General features: G+C 46.3%; 11 protein-coding genes. 7 read left to right on the top strand and 4 right to left on the bottom strand.

Annotated features, from left to right (window positions below; translation table 11 throughout):
- Nucleotides 1–100: 100 nt before the first annotated feature.
- A complete protein-coding gene (gene rarD, locus RH46_RS01180) occupies nt 101–1,045 on the top strand; it encodes an EamA family transporter RarD (protein WP_006877558.1) in 945 nt (314 codons plus the stop codon).
- 77 nt (nt 1,046–1,122) lie between these two features.
- Here rarD and trpS read toward each other — a convergent pair whose 3' ends face one another.
- Nucleotides 1,123–2,145, bottom strand: coding sequence for a tryptophan--tRNA ligase (trpS, locus tag RH46_RS01175; protein WP_006877557.1), 1,023 nt, complete (start codon nt 2,143–2,145; stop codon nt 1,123–1,125).
- Between the two features lie 343 nt (nt 2,146–2,488).
- On the opposite strand from trpS, the gene RH46_RS01170 reads away from it, so the two are divergent.
- The 5 genes from RH46_RS01170 to gltS all read left to right on the top strand — a co-directional run bounded on the left by RH46_RS01170 (nt 2,489) and on the right by gltS (nt 10,549).
- Nucleotides 2,489–3,370 (top strand): LysR family transcriptional regulator, encoded by an 882-nt coding sequence (locus RH46_RS01170; RefSeq protein WP_006877556.1) that lies wholly within the window; start codon nt 2,489–2,491, stop codon nt 3,368–3,370.
- Between the two features lie 103 nt (nt 3,371–3,473).
- The gene (locus tag RH46_RS01165) at nt 3,474–4,556 is read left to right on the top strand and encodes an efflux RND transporter periplasmic adaptor subunit (RefSeq protein ID WP_006877555.1); all 1,083 of its coding nucleotides are present in this window, start codon (nt 3,474–3,476) and stop codon (nt 4,554–4,556) included.
- A gap of 9 nt (nt 4,557–4,565) precedes the next feature.
- On the top strand, nt 4,566–7,622 hold the full coding sequence (locus RH46_RS01160) for an efflux RND transporter permease subunit (protein ID WP_006877554.1): 3,057 nt from the start codon (nt 4,566–4,568) through the stop codon (nt 7,620–7,622).
- 2 nt (nt 7,623–7,624) lie between these two features.
- Nucleotides 7,625–9,115: an efflux transporter outer membrane subunit gene (locus tag RH46_RS01155; protein WP_006877553.1), complete on the top strand. Its 1,491-nt coding sequence runs from the start codon at nt 7,625–7,627 to the stop codon at nt 9,113–9,115.
- Between the two features lie 207 nt (nt 9,116–9,322).
- Nucleotides 9,323–10,549, top strand: a complete 1,227-nt coding sequence (gene gltS, locus RH46_RS01145) for a sodium/glutamate symporter (RefSeq protein ID WP_006877551.1) — start codon at nt 9,323–9,325, stop codon at nt 10,547–10,549.
- Between the two features lie 220 nt (nt 10,550–10,769).
- Here gltS and RH46_RS01140 read toward each other — a convergent pair whose 3' ends face one another.
- Nucleotides 10,770–13,544, bottom strand: coding sequence for a glycoside hydrolase family 3 protein (locus RH46_RS01140; RefSeq protein WP_006877550.1), 2,775 nt, complete (start codon nt 13,542–13,544; stop codon nt 10,770–10,772).
- A gap of 141 nt (nt 13,545–13,685) precedes the next feature.
- Here RH46_RS01140 and RH46_RS01135 point away from each other — a divergent pair, with 141 nt between their 5' ends.
- Nucleotides 13,686–14,579, top strand: a complete 894-nt coding sequence (locus RH46_RS01135) for a helix-turn-helix domain-containing protein (RefSeq protein WP_006877549.1) — start codon at nt 13,686–13,688, stop codon at nt 14,577–14,579.
- A gap of 119 nt (nt 14,580–14,698) precedes the next feature.
- On the opposite strand, the gene RH46_RS01130 is transcribed toward RH46_RS01135, so the two are convergent.
- Both RH46_RS01130 and RH46_RS01125 read right to left on the bottom strand, forming a co-directional pair.
- Complete coding sequence (locus RH46_RS01130) at nt 14,699–16,027, bottom strand: carbohydrate porin (protein ID WP_006877548.1); 1,329 nt, start codon at nt 16,025–16,027, stop codon at nt 14,699–14,701.
- 313 nt (nt 16,028–16,340) lie between these two features.
- Nucleotides 16,341–17,927 carry a glycoside hydrolase family 16 protein gene (locus RH46_RS01125; protein WP_006877547.1) on the bottom strand — a complete coding sequence of 529 codons (1,587 nt, stop codon included), beginning with the start codon at nt 17,925–17,927 and terminating at the stop codon, nt 16,341–16,343.
- Between the last annotated feature and the right edge of the window lie 221 nt (nt 17,928–18,148).

The raw sequence follows: 18,148 nt of genomic DNA, 5'->3' as shown, positions 1-18,148 counted from the left end.
TGTGGCGCTGTTTTTTTACCTTTCAGCGCCGTTTTTTGTTGCCTAATTTACTCATTATCGCCAAAGTAGCGGCAGACAACTCTATGGCGTAATTTCGTTCATGTTTAACAAATATAATCATCTTATTTCTGAACAAACTAAAGGGGTTAGTGCGTCAATTTTATCTTCGTTACTGTTCGCCCTGATCCCTGCGTATGTCCAACTCCAGCCACAAATGGCTGCTAGTTTAATTGCTGGAGGAGAAAGCCATTGGCTGGCGGTTCAGCGCATTATTTGGAGTACATTGCTGTTTGCAGTTCTGCTATTGGTTACCAAGCGATTACCACTGCTTATCTCAGCGTTAAAGGAACGTAAAATGTGGTTTAGATACCTGATATCTGCCCTATTTGTTGCTCCCCAGTATTGGTTGTTTGTCTGGGCGCCGGCCAATGGAGAAACGCTCAATCTAGCCCTTGGATACTTCACTCTGCCAATTGTAATGGTAATGATAGGACGCTTTGTTTATCAAGAGAGTCTTACTCGCCTACAGAAAGTAGCTTGCCTGTTTGCGTTGCTCGGCACCATCTGGGCTTACGCTCTATCCTCAGGTGTTTCATGGGTGGTGTTAGTTGTCGCTCTGGGTTATCCGGTTTACTTTATCAACCGGAAAGCAATCCCACTTCCGGCCGATATAGGGCTGGCGATCGACCATATTATTCTGCTGCCATTTGCGGTATTCGGTATGTTTATCCTTTACCCTTCTGAGTACTTCTTGCATCTACCTGCTACGACCAATTTTTACTATCTTGGTCTCGCGGTTGTTGCTGTCACTCCTATGCTGTTGTATCTCTATGCCTACACAAAATTACCCGTCTCCCTGTTTGGCATGCTCGGTTATGTCGAACCTACGTTTATTTTTATCGTCGGTTTATTGATTGGCAGTACCATCGCTCCACAAGAGATACCGACTTACTTGTTCATCATCTGTGCGTTAGTCGCGTTGATTACTGATAGTCGTAAACGTATGAAGAGCATCCGTGTCAGCAGGAAAAACCTCACAAACTAGCAGCGCGACACGCCAAACTCCAACTTCGAGATACTCTGTTGAGGAGTTTCTCGAAGTTGAAAGAGGTTAGCTAAAATTCACAAGATGTTAAGGCCAAACACACCTTTAACATCAAACAGAACTTTTTCTGTTCTCTCTCTTGAGGTACGACTGCCTTGTCGCAAAATCTCAATTAACTGCCCTTTATCATTTAAGAACTCAGTTCTTCTCTCTCTGATTGGTCGCAGCATCTCCTGTAAGCACTCTTCGAGAATCTTTTTCGTTGTACCATCGCCTAACCCACCGCGCTGGTAATGCTGTTTTAATTGGCAAACATATTCCTCATCTGGATGAAAAGCATCAAGATAAGTGAAAACCACATTCCCTTCGATCTTGCCAGGGTCTTCAACCTTCAAATGACTCGGATCGGTATACATAGACTTCACTGCTGCGGAAATCTGTTTCTCCGAGGCTCCAAGATTAATGGCATTCCCCATCGTCTTCGACATCTTATTCTTGCCATCTGTGCTCGGTAAACGTGGTGCATTACCTAATAATGGTCGACACTCCGTTAACACGGCCCGTCCCGCTAACGAGTTAATTTTCCTTACGATCTCATTGGTCTGTTCAAGCATTGGCAACTGGTCATCACCAACGGGAATTAAAGAGGCGTTAAACCCCGTAATATCGGCCGCCTGCGAGATTGGATAAGTAAGAAAACCTGCCGGGATAGAGCGCTCAAATCCTTTGTTTTGGATTTCACTTTTAACGGTTGGATTGCGCTCCAGACGACTGATAGAAACAAGATTGCTGTAGTACATGGTCAGTTCAGCCAATGCTGGCAACTGTGACTGAAGACAAATGGTGGTTTTAGTAGGATCGATACCTACTGCAAGGTAGTCAGCAACAACATTCAGTATGTTGGAGGATACTTTACTCGGGTTGTGGGCGTTGTCAGTCAGCCCCTGCATGTCAGCGACCAGAATCGTTTGATCATGAATATCTTGTAACGCTACGCGCTGCTTCAAAGAGCCAACATAATGGCCGAGGTGCAAAGGGCCTGTCGCTCTATCGCCAGTAAGGATGATTTCTTTTGTATCAGAGTGTTGGTTTGTACTCATGGTTATATCTCCAGGTAAAAATAGATCGCTACTGGAGATACAAAACAATTTACAGTCTCAGCTACCTTCCAGCAGCGTAAGAATGTAAAGATTCCGTGCCGCTCTAATTAGAGCGCCACCAGAAGAAGATTGATGTAGGCATTGAGATGTATTTCATATCTCGAATCTAACAGCATTGTGTTTTGAACTCAACCATTGAGAAGTGATGATTGCCGGCCGTCAGCAAATTAACTTTTAAGACCAGTGACTGCCATTAAAAGTCACGTTATGTTTTGTACATAACGGTATGATGCTTTAGAGTGTTATGGTTTAGTACAGTGTTCAATAAGTATGGAGCACCCAAGTGAAAGTCGCCGATCTCAAACTGTTCATCAAGGTTGTGGAGTTAAGTAGCTTTACCGCCGCTGCCAATGCATTGGACTTACCCCGTGCGAATGTAAGTCGACGAATCGGCGAATTAGAACAATCCCTTGGAGCCCAGCTTTTTCATCGCACCACGCGCAGTTTGTCTCTAACCAATAATGGCGAAGCCTACTACGAGAACCTGCAAAAGGCACTGACTATGCTTGACGCAGCAAATGAACAAGTCGGCAATAACACCAACGAAGTTCGTGGTCGCATCAAGCTCGGATTATTGCCAGAAACTGATGAACTGGTTCGCCCAATTTTGTTTGATTTCCACGACCAGTACCCTCATGTTGAGTTAGATATTCGTAATATCAACAACGGCTTTCATGACATGTTCCAGCAAGGGCTAGACATCGCCTTTCATGGTGGCGCGTTGTTTGATTCAGATATCGTCGCACGTAAGTTACTGACGCTCGATCGCTGCTTAGTCGCCTCCCCTAGCTACCTCAAAACCCATGGTGTACCAGAAACTCTCGAACAACTCACAGAGCATAAATGCGTGTGTTTTCGCTGGCCAAATGGTGACGTCGATAATGTATGGCACTTTCAAGAGCAAAGCGTACAGCTCAATCCGAAGCTTATCTCCAACAACATCGGCTTTATTAAGAATGCCACTATCTTGGATCGCGGCATTACCTTTATGCCAAAGTTATTAGTACAAAGAGAGCTGGAATCTGGCAGTTTGGTTCAGCTATTGTCACAGTATTCAGTAACAGAAGAGTCAGGTTGGCTACTCTACCCTCAACCTAAAACTCTTAGTCAGGCAAGCAGACTACTTATTGAGCACCTAATTCAAGAAATATCAAAGCTTGGTTAGCTCAGGTTATTGTCTCACTTTATGAGACAGTGAGTCACAGCACTGAGCGATTATCTGAACACTGTTCAATTGTATGATGGCACCAAATTTATGGAGTCATTGTATGAATCGTCTATTCAAAACCACCGCATTAAGTGCAGCAACACTTGCCCTATTGGGTTGTAATCAGAGCCAAGTCACTCTAGAAGAACCTAAATCCTCACGCCCGATTCAAGTGATCGAGGTTTCTGCTGAAAATATTACATCGAACAAAGCTTTCAGCGGTATTGTTCAAGCTAAACAGAGCGCATCTCTTTCCTTCCGTGTCCCTGGCACCGTTGAGAGCGTTTTTGTCAAGAAAGGCGACCATGTCGAGAAGGGAGAGATCATTGCTACGCTTGACCCTCACGATTACCAAGTTTCTTTGGAAGAACTGCAAGCGCGCATGTTGGAAGCGAAGTCTGCGCATAAACTGGCAAAGGCAGAACTAAAACGCGTAAAACAAGCAACAGCAGACGATGCCATTGCCAGCGTTAATTTAGATCGTGCAATCAGCGGTTATGAGCGTAGCTTATCAGCAGTGAAAGTGGTGGAGAAAAACATCCAACGAGCAGAAGACGCTCTGGCATACACCACACTAAGGGCACCATTCACTGGTAACATTGGTGAAATTCGCGTTGACGCATTTGAGCAAACTCTGCCAGGAATGAGTGTCGCTACCATTCAACAAGATGGTCTTTGGGAGGTCGATATCGACGTTCCTGAAAACATGATTCACCAGTTCAGTCTTGGTCAGTCTGCGTCACTTTCTTGGTATGCATCAGAACAAGCTTATGATGCTAAAGTTACTGAAATTTCGCCGAAAAAACACCTAATAAAACAAACATATCCTGTCACCCTAGCTATCGATTCGCTTTCCTCTGAGTTATTCAATGGCAAATCAGTGACGGTGACGACATCATTCCAGCCGGGACAATCTAGCCACTGCCTCCCGTATTCTGCTGTTTTAGGCGAGAAGAAGACTCTTCACGTTAATGTCGTGCGCGATGCGGTTATACATACCGAGCCGGTAAGCTTGGAATCCATTGATGCATATCAAGCCTGTGTATCTGGAGATTTCCATCAAGGTGACTATGTAGTCATAAGCGGAACTCATTACCTCAAGCCCGGCGACACCACGTCAAACGTAATCATCAAAACGCTATAGGTCTTACCCATGCTCAATTTAGCTGAATTCGCGATAAGACAACGTACTTTCGTACTATTTTTCATCGCCTTAAGTGTAGTGGCGGGTATCTACTCGTACTTCGATCTGGGTAAGTTAGAAGACCCAAGTTTCACCGTAAAAACAGCAGTAGTTGTCACCTTGTATCCGGGAGCATCAGCTCAGGAAGTTGAACACCAAGTCACAGATACCGTTGAGACTAAGTTGCAGGAAATGGCAGAGCTGAACCGCTTGCGTTCCTTGTCTCGTCCAGGTATGTCGATGGTATTCGTCGATTTAAAAGAAAGTCTTAACTCCGAGGCATTGCCACAGCAATGGGATTTACTGCGACGCAAAGTTGATGACGTGAAGCTACAACTGCCCTCCACTGCACAAATCAGTATTGTTCAGGATGAGTTCTCTGAGGTGTATGGCATGCTGTTCTCAATCCACAGTGAAGATGCAGCACCAGAAGAATTACGCCGTTATGCAGAAGAGCTGCAACGCCAAATTAAAGCAGTAAAAGGCATCAAAAAAATCGAACTTCACGGTGTACAGCCACGTGTCGTACATATCGATATGCCTGATGAGCGTTTAGCACAATATGGGTTGTCTGTTGCACAGGTGTGGAACCAACTCAGCACACAAAACATGACATTTGAAGCGGGCAAATTCGATGCAGGGACAGAGCGTATTCGCATCACACAAACCAGTGAATTTCAATCATTAGACGATATTCGTAACCTGATACTCAAAGGTGGCGTAAGTGAATTAGGTACTGGTTTGATTCGCTTAGGTGATATTGCTGATGTCACCATGGGCTATCAAACGCCTGCACTGACAGAAAGCCGATTTAATGGTCAACCTGCTGTGACCTTAGCGGTAAGCCCTGTTGAAGGTATTAACGTAGTATCACTGGGCGATACCATTCGCGACATTATCCATAACTACGAGCAAACACTACCACTTGGCGTCGATATTTCTACCGTGGCTTATCAGCCTGAAGAAGTGCAAAAAGCCATTGATGATTTCGTGGGTAACCTACTGGAAAGTGTCGGTATCGTATTCGTGGTGCTATTGGTATTCATGGGCTTTAAGAGCGCCACAATTGTTGGCTCGAGCCTACTTCTGACTATACTGTTCACGCTGATTTATATGAACATCGCCGGTATTGATTTGCATCGCGTCTCATTAGGCACCTTCATACTTGCTCTAGGCATGTTAGTGGATAATGCTATCGTGATCACTGACATGATGATCGTAAAACTGAACAAAGGTATCGAACGCACTCGCGCTGCTATTGATTCAGTGAAAGAAACCGCAGTGCCGTTGCTTGGTGCCACCGTCATCGCCATCATGGGTGCAAGCCCGGTATTGTTCTCCAAAACAGACTCAGCCGAGTTTTCTAGCTCAGTGTTCTATATTGTTGCTTCATCACTGCTGCTCTCTTGGCTGGTGGCAATGACCTTCACTGTTTTAATGTGCTGGTTATTCATCAAACCAACGCCCGTTGGTGAAGATACGAAGCCAAGCCGTTATAAGCAACTGGTGTTTTGGACCGTAGATAATCCAATCAAAGCACTGACAGGACTGGTTCCACTGATCTTGGTAACTGCATTTGCCTTGCCTTATGTAACGGTAAACTTCATTCCACAGTCGGATCGCCCGATCGTGTTCCTAGATTACTGGCTACCCAATGGCGCCAAGATTGAACAGACCTCGGAAGACATGCGCAAAGTAGAACAGTGGCTGCTCAAGCAACCAGAGGTAGAAAGTATTTCTAGCTACATGGGTGCTAGTGCACCGCGATTCTCAGTCACGGTAGAACCAGAACCATTTGATCCAGCATATGGCCAGATCTTGATTAACACTAAAGATTACGCAGGTATCAACAAGCTCGTTGAGCGGGGGGACAAATGGCTACAAAACCAATTCCCAGACGCAGAGCCACGCTTTAGAGCACTAAAACTAGCGACGTCAGATAAGTACGCGGTAGAAGCTCGCTTCTCTGGTCCCGACGAAGCAGTACTGCACCAGTTGGCAAATCAAGCAAAAGCCATTTTCGCCACTCATCCCGATGCTAAATACGTTCGAGATGACTGGCGTCAAGAGAGCATGGTGCTTCAACCTGTCATCAACCAGGACAAAATGCGTCAAGCGGGCATCAACCGTGCGGACATCGCCTTTGCTTTAAAACGCGCTTCTGACGGCATGCCGCTAGGTCAGATGAACCTCAATGATGAGCTGATTCCGATTCAACTACGTGGAACATCTCAAAACATGAGCTCACTCGAAACCCTGCCCGTACGCTCACTACTTGGTATGCACAGTGTACCTCTTGGGCAAGTGGTTGATGGCTTTGAGCTAGTAGCGGAAGAGAGCATGATTTGGCGTCGGGACCGAGTCAAAACCATCACTGCACAAGCGGGTGTAGCGCGTCACTCTACGCCATCAACAGTAAGAAATGCCGTCAAAGAACAGATTGAAGCGATCCACCTTCCTGCAGGTTACAACATGGAATGGGGTGGTGAGTTCTACGACGAGCACAAAGCGGTCACCGATATCTTCAAGCAGCTACCGAAAGCAATGTTGATCATGGTAATCATTTTAGTGGCGATGTTTAACGGCTTTAAACAACCAATCATCATCTTTGCGACTTTGCCATTAGCCGCAACGGGCGCCACCTTTGCGCTGCTTGGTTTCGATAAACCATTTGGTTTCATGGCGTTAATAGGTGCAGTAACACTTACGGGCATGATCATTAAAAATGGCATTGTACTAATGGATCAAATCGAACTTGAGCGAGCAAATGGCCGCCCATTGGCAGATGCCATCAAAGAAGCAACAGTTAACCGTACCATGGCGATATCTATGGGTGCGTTGACAACGGCTCTTGGCATGATCCCTTTGCTGTCGGATCTACTGTTCGACCAAATGGCCGCAACCATTATCGGCGGGTTAGCAGCGGCGACCGTACTGTCACTGTTTATCATGCCAGCGCTGTATCGCTTGGCATACAAAGACAAACCACAAACTACTCAAACAGACGCTGAATTGAAGGAGGCGTAATCATGAAAAAATTCGTTATTGCGCCATTGGTATTGGCGATGAGTTTATCTGGTTGTGCAGTTGGTCCAGACTACCAAGTGCCGACCACCAGCATGGCAGAGACCTATATGCATAATGAGAAATATAGCGTTAGCCAAAACAGTGAGAATGAGGCCTTTTGGTGGATGGAGTTTAATGATCCAACGCTGAATGATTTAGTTCTCGATATGCAGAGCCAAAACATCCCGCTCAAGGTAGCGGCAGAGCGCATCAAGATGGCTGACAGCTACAAGACCGTCGTAGAGTCATTCAAAGTACCTACCGTCAATATAGGCGCGGGTTACTTCAATTACCAACTAAGCAAGAACGACTCACTACTTGGTCCTGCGCTCAATCCAATTAGCGACTCGGCAGCAGGTTTACCGCCGCAGATTGGCAATACGACACTGCTGGAGAACCAGCATGACGGCGTATTCGCTGGGGCGAGCATCGCATGGGAGTTGGACCTATTTGGTCGTATTGATCGCCAGTCCAATGCGGCCAAAATTCGAGTTGAACAGGCAGAGATCTATCAAAGCGGACTGACGACTTTGCTTACTGCGGATTTGATTCATAACTACTTGCAGTATCAAGGAGCAACCGAACGTCTAGATTTAGCCAAATCGAACCTTGAAGACCAACGGAAAACCATGGCGTTGGTCGAGAAGGTGGTTCGCAGTGGCTACGGTTCTGACCTCGATTTAGCACATGCCAAAGCAACGTTGGCAGCGATGGAATCGATCATCCCGCAGTTAGAAATCGCGCAGCAAGTTCACAAACATCGCATCGCGGTACTCATTGGGGAGCCATTGTCGAAAGTCGAAACCAGACTTGCAGACACTCAGGGGGTGCCTGAGATGCATAACATGGTGCCAGTCGGATTACCTTCTGACCTGTTACAACGTCGTCCTGATATTCGTATTGCAGAACGTGAAATGGCAGCCATCAATCAAGAACTCGCGGCAAGTATCGCGAATCAGTATCCGAAGTTCTTCCTGACAGGTGCGCCGGGAGTTTCCGCTTCTAGCTTTGATGACCTGTTCAGCAGTGATTCATTCGGTTGGGTTGGTGCTGCAGGCATCAGTTGGAATGTCTTCGATGGTGGTCGCGGCGATGCACTTGAAGAGATTAACCAAGCCCGGTTTGATGCAGCAACGCTAACTTACCAACATGCCGTAGATTCCGCCTTTGCCGAAGTGGACTCAACCTTGTTTGCTTATGGCAGAAGCCAGGAAAACCAGCGTCGAATTGATGATGCATTGGTAGCAACAGACAAGGCCGTGAGTAAAGCCAAGTCGCTCTATCGTGCTGGGTTGATTGACCACTTGTCAGTGCTCGATGCTCAGCGTCAACAACGCATGATGCAAGACAGACAAATCGCGGCAAAGTTACAAACAGCTCAAGTCACCGTTGCGCTCTACAAATCGCTGGGTGGCGACTGGGAGTTAGAAAATACAACAACTCATCAAGATTAAATGGACAGCTTTTGATTTTGGGGAGCGATTAACGCATTCATCGGGGAGCAAAAATTCAGCCGCTCCCCTTTTTTATCCATAGCAATCCGACTAAGTTCAAATTCGTCGATACGCAACTGGATGAATTGCAAACATATCATATATAAAAAAGGGGGAACACACGGATTGATTCTCATATCGTGTGGATTCACCTTAACAGGAGTGACTATGAATTATGTCGACGGCGTATTACAAGTCGAATCTTTTCTAGCGGTGACCCTTGGGATCGTCGTATTATTTTTGGGCAAACGCTTAACTCAGGCAAGCTCATTTCTTAAAGAGTTTAGCATTCCGGAACCTGTATCCGGTGGCATTCTGGTTTCTGTGCTTTTTACTATTCTCCACTACATCACCCAAATAGATGTACAGTTCGACCTAGCGACTCGAGACTTACTTTTGGTTTACTTCTTTACCACTATCGGCATCAACGCCAGTCTGCAAGACTTGTTCAAAGGCGGTAAACCTCTATTGATTCTGCTTTCGGTGACCATCGGCTATATGCTAGTTCAGAATCTAACAGGGATTGGCATTGCCTCCATGCTTGGACAACCAGAAGCTGTCGGGTTGTTAAGTGGAACTGTATCGTTGATTGGTGGTCATGGAACAGCCATAGCCTGGTCACCAAGAATTGCTGAGATCTTCGATCTCAACACCGCAATGGAAGTCGGCATTGCCAGTGCAACGTTTGGGCTAATTTTAGCCAGCTTAATGGGTGGTCCAATTGCGAAATACCTCATAAATAAACACAACCTCAAACCTACTAAAGTAGAAGAGATGGACGTTGGCACTGTGAACAATGAACCTCAGCCACCTATCAATGCTTACGACTTCTTAGATGCGATGCTAGCAATTCATGTCTGTATCATCTTAGGTGCGATTTTGAATGAAGGGGTCAGCAGCTTAGGTCTCGAACTACCGCTGTTTGTGACCTGTCTGTTCGCCGGTATTTTGATTTCTAACATTATTCCCGCATCGTACCCTCGTATTACAGGCACACGTTGGCCAGCAAGGAAACCCGCTGTTGCATTAATTGCCGATATGGCGCTGGGAGCATTTCTGGCAATGTCATTAATGAGTATGCAACTTTGGGCTCTGGTTGATTTAGCGGGACCTATTTTTATTATTCTTGGTGCGCAATTTTTGGTGGCAATCTGCATCGCAATCTTCGTTGTGTTCCCATTAATGGGGAAAAGCTACGACGCGGCGGTAGTGTGCTCTGGTTTTGGTGGAATATCTTTGGGCTCAACGCCAACTGCGATGGCTAATATGTCCGCGGTAGCACAAAAGTACGGTAACTCACACCAGGCCTTTATCATCGTGCCTCTGGTTTGCGCTTTCTTTATCGATTTAGCGAACGCACTCATCATCCCCTACTTCATTAAATGGATTGGCTAGCTAAAACGCCGAACAGTTAAAAAGGTCACTTCGGTGGCCTCTTACTTCTATCGAATAAATATCGTCGCCATACATCCCATTGCCATCGCCAAGATCTGGCATATGAAGGGGTTGATACGTGGGACAAAGCAAATCTCAGTTCGCGACTCAAGATGACGACAAAAGCTTAAGTGCCAGTCCTCTAGGCTGGCACTTAGTTAACTCTCAGTGCGGGTTCTGTTTACTGCCGTTTAAAGTAAAGCATTTCCAACGAGGCACCGGCTTTAACAAAATCGACCGATATCGTATAAGTGCCTCTCTCCAGCTGAATCTTCAATCCATCGACCAGCACCGACTTACCTTCCGTACCGTGGACAGGGAAACTCATCGCGAACTGTTCGTTAATTGCCATACTGCAGGAAGATTGCGCCAGCGAGTCTCTGTCATAGCTCATCAGTGCCTGACAGTGATAAATTCCTTCCACCTCAATCTCGATATCAAACACCAAATTGGTCGATGCATTGACCTCAATCGCTGAGGTTGCTGAATAAATCGCTTCTGATGAAGGCAACGCCCTTGATTTAAATGACTTTACCGGTTGGTAAGCTTGTAATGGTCTTGCCATCACGGGGGTAGCCAGAATAAAACGACAGATGTTCATCGCGCTGCGTTGCAGTTCCGCCAGGGTCAACCTTCCTGATTCGATGGCTTCTAAGGTGTCATCCTGCATTGCGTTGTTTTCAGCGCCATCATTCTCGACCACCATATAAAGGTCATTCTGTGCCTTAAGCATATGTGAAGTGAAGGTTTTAGCTTCAACACCACCAGAAATCGGATCGTTCATCTTAGCCCACCAGTCTGTCATCACAATACCGCTGAAACCCCATTCGTTTCGCAATAGAGTGGTGTTCAGATCGTAATTGGACGCCGCCCAGTGACCGTTGACCGGATTATACGAGGTCATGATCGTGCTTGCCCTGCCCTGCTTAACCGCCATTTCAAACGGTTTAACGTGCACTTCACGTATTGCTCGTTGCGAGATGATGCTGTCCACATCTACCCTTGCGGTTTCTTGATCGTTGGCAGCAAAGTGCTTGATGGTTCCTGAGACACCAGCACAGCTCAAACCTCGAGTTTGAGCCGATGCGATCATTCCAGTCAAATACGGGTCTTCAGAGAAATACTCGAAGTTACGCCCATTTAGTGGATGACGATGAATATTGATGCCTGGACCAAGTAGCGTATCAATATGATTTGCGTGTAACTCTTGACCAATCAGGTAAAACAGTTGTTCATTTAGTTCGCTGTTCCAGGTACACCCCAACAAAGTACCAATCGGCACCTGAGTGGCTTTATGGCCACTATCCATACGAATACCAGAAGGTCCATCCGCTGCTGAGGCAACAGGTATACCAAGTTGAAACAGGCTGTCCGAAACACCACCAAACGCAGCGGCTGTTCCCGGTGTGACCTTAGGGCTGCACATACCTTCGCCACGTACCATAGTCGCCATTTGCTCCACCGTCATCTGAGCAACAAATGCCTCCAGACTTGCCTGTCCAGATTTGACGTCAGCCAGCTTAAGGCCAACATCGCCGGTGTATTTAAGTTCATTCGGCATATTGGTTGAGATTCGGTTTGCCATATCGACGGTACGTTGTGGAACAGATTCAAAACCGAGCTGAAAATAGCCCCGCTCGTCCGGACTTGTTGGCTTCATACGCTCAAATGGCAATATCGGCGCACAAGCTTCCTGTAAACGTTCAGTGACAAGTAGTTTCTCTAGATTAAAACACGCATCTATTGGTTTAGCTTGACGAACACTGCCACCAAGATAAAAGTTGTACTCCCCCGCTTCGAGTAGGTAACAGTTTCTGTTGCCAGTGACACCACTATCGTCATAACTGGCCAGCTGAGACAGAGGAAGGTTAATCGTCATCAGCTGAGATTGTTTGGCTGCCAGTTTACGAGTTTTAGCAAACGCAACCAGTGTTCGTCTTGGCTTACCTAATAAGCCTTGTGGAGCCTCTACATAGAGCTGAACAACCTCTTTACCCGCATGGACTGACCCCGTATTAGTCACTTCAATCTCGAACAGTAGCTGAGTCTCTGAACCTTGTCCTTCAACACGATATCCAACCAGATCTTGCCTGAAGTCACTGTAGGACAGGCCAGCACCGAATTCGAACTGTACTTTCTCAGGTGCAAACGTTTCGAAGTAGCGATAACCAACATAGATGTCTTCCTGGTAGACATTACGCTTTCGATCACCGAAATTACGTGTTGATGGATAGTCCTCAATGCGGTAGGCGATGGTATCGCTCAGTCGGCCGCTTGGTGATTCAGCACCCGATAGTATATCCGCCAGTGCATCGCCTGCTTCCATGCCAGCCGCCCAGCTATACATCACCGCTCTGATGGACTGAGATCCTTGAATCGTCTCCAGCCATGACATATCGATGATGTTGGTCACGTTCATCACCACAATCACGCACTCAAAATGACGACAGACGAACGTAAGCATTTGCTGCTCAAGTTCGGTTAAACGGTAACTGCCTGGTAAGTCCTGATTGTCCTGATCTTCACCCGCAGTACGACCAATGAATACAATCGCTTTATTCGATTGTTGCGCCGCCGTGCTTACCAGTTCATCACTTAGTGGCATCTCCTGTTGGAACCAAGGTTCAGCGGCCCAGCCACCACCACCATCGTCAAATGGATGGTCCGCAACCCAGTTACGATAAAGCTGCGCTAATTCTTGGTTGTATGAAATCGCCGGATTGGAGGCGATCCCATCCAAAGCACTGATCGCATAAGGAACATTCACTGCCCCACCTGAACCTGTACCACTGCGATACGTATTGATTTGGCAACGACCAAACAGGGAGACCGTGTCATGCGCCATCAGCGGCAAAGCTTGCTGTTCATTTTTGAGTAATACGATACCTTCGGTTGCAGCCTGACGGCTAACCGGAACCAAATTCATTTGAGCTTGTGTTATTTGACTGTTTTGCATAATCAACCACATCTTAAGTTTGGGATGTCACTTTTTGGTCGCTGCTCTGAGCTACCCACTGTGTTTCTGATAACAAAAATAGTATGCTGATTGAATTCGCTAATCTCCCAATATAGCGACACAAAAAAGGAAAATAGCGACATGACCACTCGATATCGACTACGCTCACACCAGCGTCATCAACACCTGAATTTCGCTTTTGTCGATGGAGACCATCAAACCGATTTCGCACTTCACAAACACGATTTTTCAGAGCTGTTTCTGGTTTTAGAGGGGAGTGGTAAACACTTAGTTGCAGACTTCGAATATCCGTTAAGTGTTGGAGATGTGTTTGTCATTAATGGTGAAACTGAGCATGGCTTTAAAGACGTCAGCGGACTAAAACTGATCAATCTGATGTTTGACGCTTCAGCGCCCTTCTTTGAACAACCTTCTATGCGCGTTCTAGCAGGCTACCAAACACTATTTAAGATAGAACCTTTAGCGAGACAGACCTCAGAATACAGTGCCAAGTTGACCCTCAATCAATCTCAACTCACCACTGTTGAACAAATGCTGGAGTCAATACGAGCTGAATATCAAGTGGCACCACCGGGTTTTGAAGTAATGATCAGTAGCTTAATGCAGCAACTGATTGTTACCTTGGCAAGAATTTACGCTCAGCAACAGCAAGACACGCCGAAAACCACTCTCGCACTGAGTCGGGCGATGGTGTTTATCGAACAAAACTATACCCGCAGCGAGCTCACTCCGGAGCAGATCGCGCAAGCGGCTTTTATTAGTCAGCGTCAGTTAGAAAGGTTGTTTAAACACTATTTAGACACTTCGCCCAATCACTATGTCCGCCAACTCCAGTTAAGTTACGCACATAACCTGATTGTTGAAGAGAAGCTCACTTCCGTGCAGACAATATCAGAGTCGTGCGGTTTCAGTGACAGTAACTACTTTTCTAAATGCTACAAGCAGCGTTACTTGACGACCCCAAGAGCAGAAATAAAAAAAGCCGCTACAGAGAGCGGCAAAAGCGATCGTTAGGAGCAAATCGCGCTGCTGAAAAAGTGTGTTCCCAAAGGCAATAACACTAAAAGGATATAATGAAAAAGGAAGGCACCTGACACTTGGCCACCAGATGCCTTCAGAACATCGTTAGTTGATTACCACCACATATCCGCTTGGATACCAACGATAAAGTCGCCGTCTTTGCCATTACCGCTCTTGTCTTCACCATCCAGGTATGAAGCAAGTAGACGGATTTCTGGGCTAGGACCAAAACCTGAGTGAACAACCATAGTTGGTGCAACTGTCAGTTTGTAGTCATAAGAGTCTGATTTTACGCCATTACGATCTTCGTAGTTGAACATGTAGCCCGCTTCAGTAGCGATAAAGAAGTTTTCTGAGATTGGGAATGTTGGACGAACCATTGCAGAAACCCAGCCATCTTTGGCACCGTTATCGAAATCATTGTACTGAGTCTGAATCGAGTGGAAGACGCTAACGCCATTCTCGAAGAAGTAACCACCCCATACCAATGCACGTAGTGAAGTATCATCTTCATCCACTGCTTTAAGACAAGAAGTGCCACAAGTTGTACCTGTAGTTAACCAACTCTGGTAATCACTACCTGGCTTGTAGGTGTTGTAAGTAGTCAGCGTACCGCCTAGCAGGTTACCAGAACCCAAGCCTTTACCTGCCTGTGCGATGTACTTGGTAAAGCCTTTTTCCGACAGACCAAACACAGAGTCAGTATGAACAATCGCGGTCATTTCAAAACCGTCGCCCGCAAACTCTTCTTCACCAGCGCCAAAGCCTAAATCAACCATGTTATCTGGCATAAACTTAGCTAATGCGTGTAGCTCTACGCTACCAAAGTTCACACCTGCGTGCAGAGCATGCATGATGTTGTTACCGTCTCCCCAGAATCCAGTATCACCTGAGTCATCACTTGCGATGTAGGCGAAGTCCCATTTATTACCGCCCAGTTCAACGCCTTCGATACCAACACCAGTACCAGACATATCTGTGTAGAAGAAGTCGGTCATAAAGATGTAGTTGTCTTTACCGTAAAAACGCTTACCACCCCAGACAACACCTGTTTCCGAAACGCCTTCAAACTCAACAAACGTTTCTGCCATACCAATTTCGCTATTAGTAGCGTCCGCGTTGGCACCTAGCTGGTTGGTTGCATACTGAGCGTTGTCAGCGGCTGCACGTGTTTTGATACGGATCTTCTGCCCTGCATCATTTTCAAAGTTCTTCTGCAGTGCTAATTCAAAGTGGCTGTCTGATTCTACGCCTAAACGACCGAGGCGCTCTTTAGATGCCGGGAATTTAGCTCGTTTAAAATCATCGTTTTGACTATATAAAGCGCCTGCTCGAAAGTAGCCGTGAAATTCGAACCCTTCAGACTTCTCAGCAAATGCAGGAAGTGAAGTAACACCAGTCGTTGCAATCACGCAAGCAAGGGTAAGCTTTGACAGTTTCATAGTAACTCCATGTTATTATGCGCTAAAGAAAGCGCTTTCTTTATTGTGATATAAAAAATCCAAAAATAAGCAGCATTCAAAAGCGTAGGGCCATCAATTAAGCTAAAAGAGCGCTTATTGACACTGGGTTGCCAATCATATTTGGATTGAAGACAGAATACTCACCAAATGCCCATACAGAAAGTTAAATAGATCACAAAGAAAACGCTTTCTTTAAAGATCGATCACAGAATCCATTCATGGAACGATGGAAATAAAATACCGCGCATAAAAGCGCGGTATAGGTCACATTTGAGTGGCGATTGGATAATAATTATCTGGTCATACGGATGTTATCCAGAGAAAACACCATTTCTCCAGTCGGCTCAAACACCAGTAAGTTGTTAATATTACTCGGATCTGCACTACCCGATTCATAACGGTTACCACCAGCAATGATGTCAGCGATTGCTATTGATACCGTCTGCCACTGTGAAGTTTCAGTCACTGGAACGGTAATATCACTGGTCGCAGGCCAGCCACTGTCCATCTTGACGACCAGTTCCGTCCCATTGCCAATCTTTTCAACCTTGATATCAAAGCTCAAGACACCGCTCGCTAACCAGCCAGAAAGGTCAGTTTTAGGCGAACGAAAATAGATATTACCGCCGCCATTTTTCTTACTGATGCTCAGCACCTTGCCTCGGTCTTGTTCCTCAACTTCCTGATGCTCAACAATGTCTGTCGGATCATAACTGCCATAGGCTAAGCTGTTGTGCAGCGCATCAGAGAAAATATCGATCTCTGAACCATCGGCATAGCTGTCATCTTCAATTAGGATTGCAGGCGGTTGGTTACCCTTTACCAGAGTGGCCTGGTCGGACGTTGCGCTACAACCCTTACCTTTCCAGCGGTCTGCCGAGCAGCGATATACTTTGACGTAATCCACTAACATCGTCTGAGGAAAAATATCCGGGTTGATACCCTTTTCGTTTGCATTCGCTGCCCAAGCGCCACCAACGGCAAGGTTTAGCAACAGATGGAACTTTTCATTGAACGGCGCGAGGCTATCTGCATTGACCAGCTGTCCCTCTTGCTCATACTGGGAGTACCAGCCTTGGTGAGTCTGAGTCGCATAGTGAATGTTATCGACATACCAGCGGATTTCCCCCTCTTCCCACTCAATCGCATAAGTATGAAAATCATCCGCAGGGTTAACGCCACCAGGCAGGGTTACGCCAATGCCGCTATGCACATTATCTGGCCAGGCTTTACCATAATGTAAGGTGCCATGAATTCGGTTTTCTTGCTCACTACTGCTCGTGCCCGGTGCATCAGACTGAGTTTTCAAATTGACCGCTTCAACAATGTCTATCTCTCCCGAAGCCGCCCAAGTACCATATTTGCTTTCGGTTGGTAACATCCATATCGCAGGCCAGGTCCCCTGTCCTGATGGAAGCTTGGCGCGTATCTCAAACCGGCCATACTTTTGATCTCGCTTACCCTTAGTTCTCAGGCGTGCCGAAGTGTAAGGTAAGGTTTTATTCGCACCGCCTTCAAGACCATCAGGGTTGTCCGGCCCGGTAAATGACTCTTTACGGGCGACGATATGAAGCATGCCATCTTTAACAAACGCATTCTGCTCTCGGTCGGTATAACACTGTTGCTCATTGTTACCGCCGCCCCAACAGTTCTGTTCCAGAGACCAGTAACGAGGATTAATTCGATCGCCCTCAAATTCATCCTGCCATGCCAGTTTCCACTTATCACTTGGGGTAACAGGTTGCTGACTCAGCTCGATTGGCTTTTTACCGCTGATAAAACCCGTTGCGGTAGTTTCAGTATTTGTCGCACAACCAGCAATCATTGTCCCTGCGAATGTGGAAAGTATCAGGCGAGATATCAGTGTCTTATTCAACATAGTAATCCTTGTTATAGGTGTGATGGGACAAGCCCGATCAATGTGTGACTTAACAGTGCCGAGCATTAGCGTCAGCGACCAAGTACTTAGTGTGCAGTTGACGTCGCATTGCTTCGTCAACTGAAGTAAGCAGGCCTGAATTATTCAGTTAGCATTCGGCTAATACTCTGGGAGAAGCTGATATTGCCAACCAAACACCCCTACAGTATGAGAGCCAGATC

It is taken from the genome of Vibrio brasiliensis LMG 20546 (genome assembly GCF_000189255.1).
Taxonomy (GTDB): Bacteria; Pseudomonadota; Gammaproteobacteria; order Enterobacterales; family Vibrionaceae; genus Vibrio; species Vibrio brasiliensis.
This window is presented reverse-complemented; position numbering and strand designations above follow the sequence as displayed.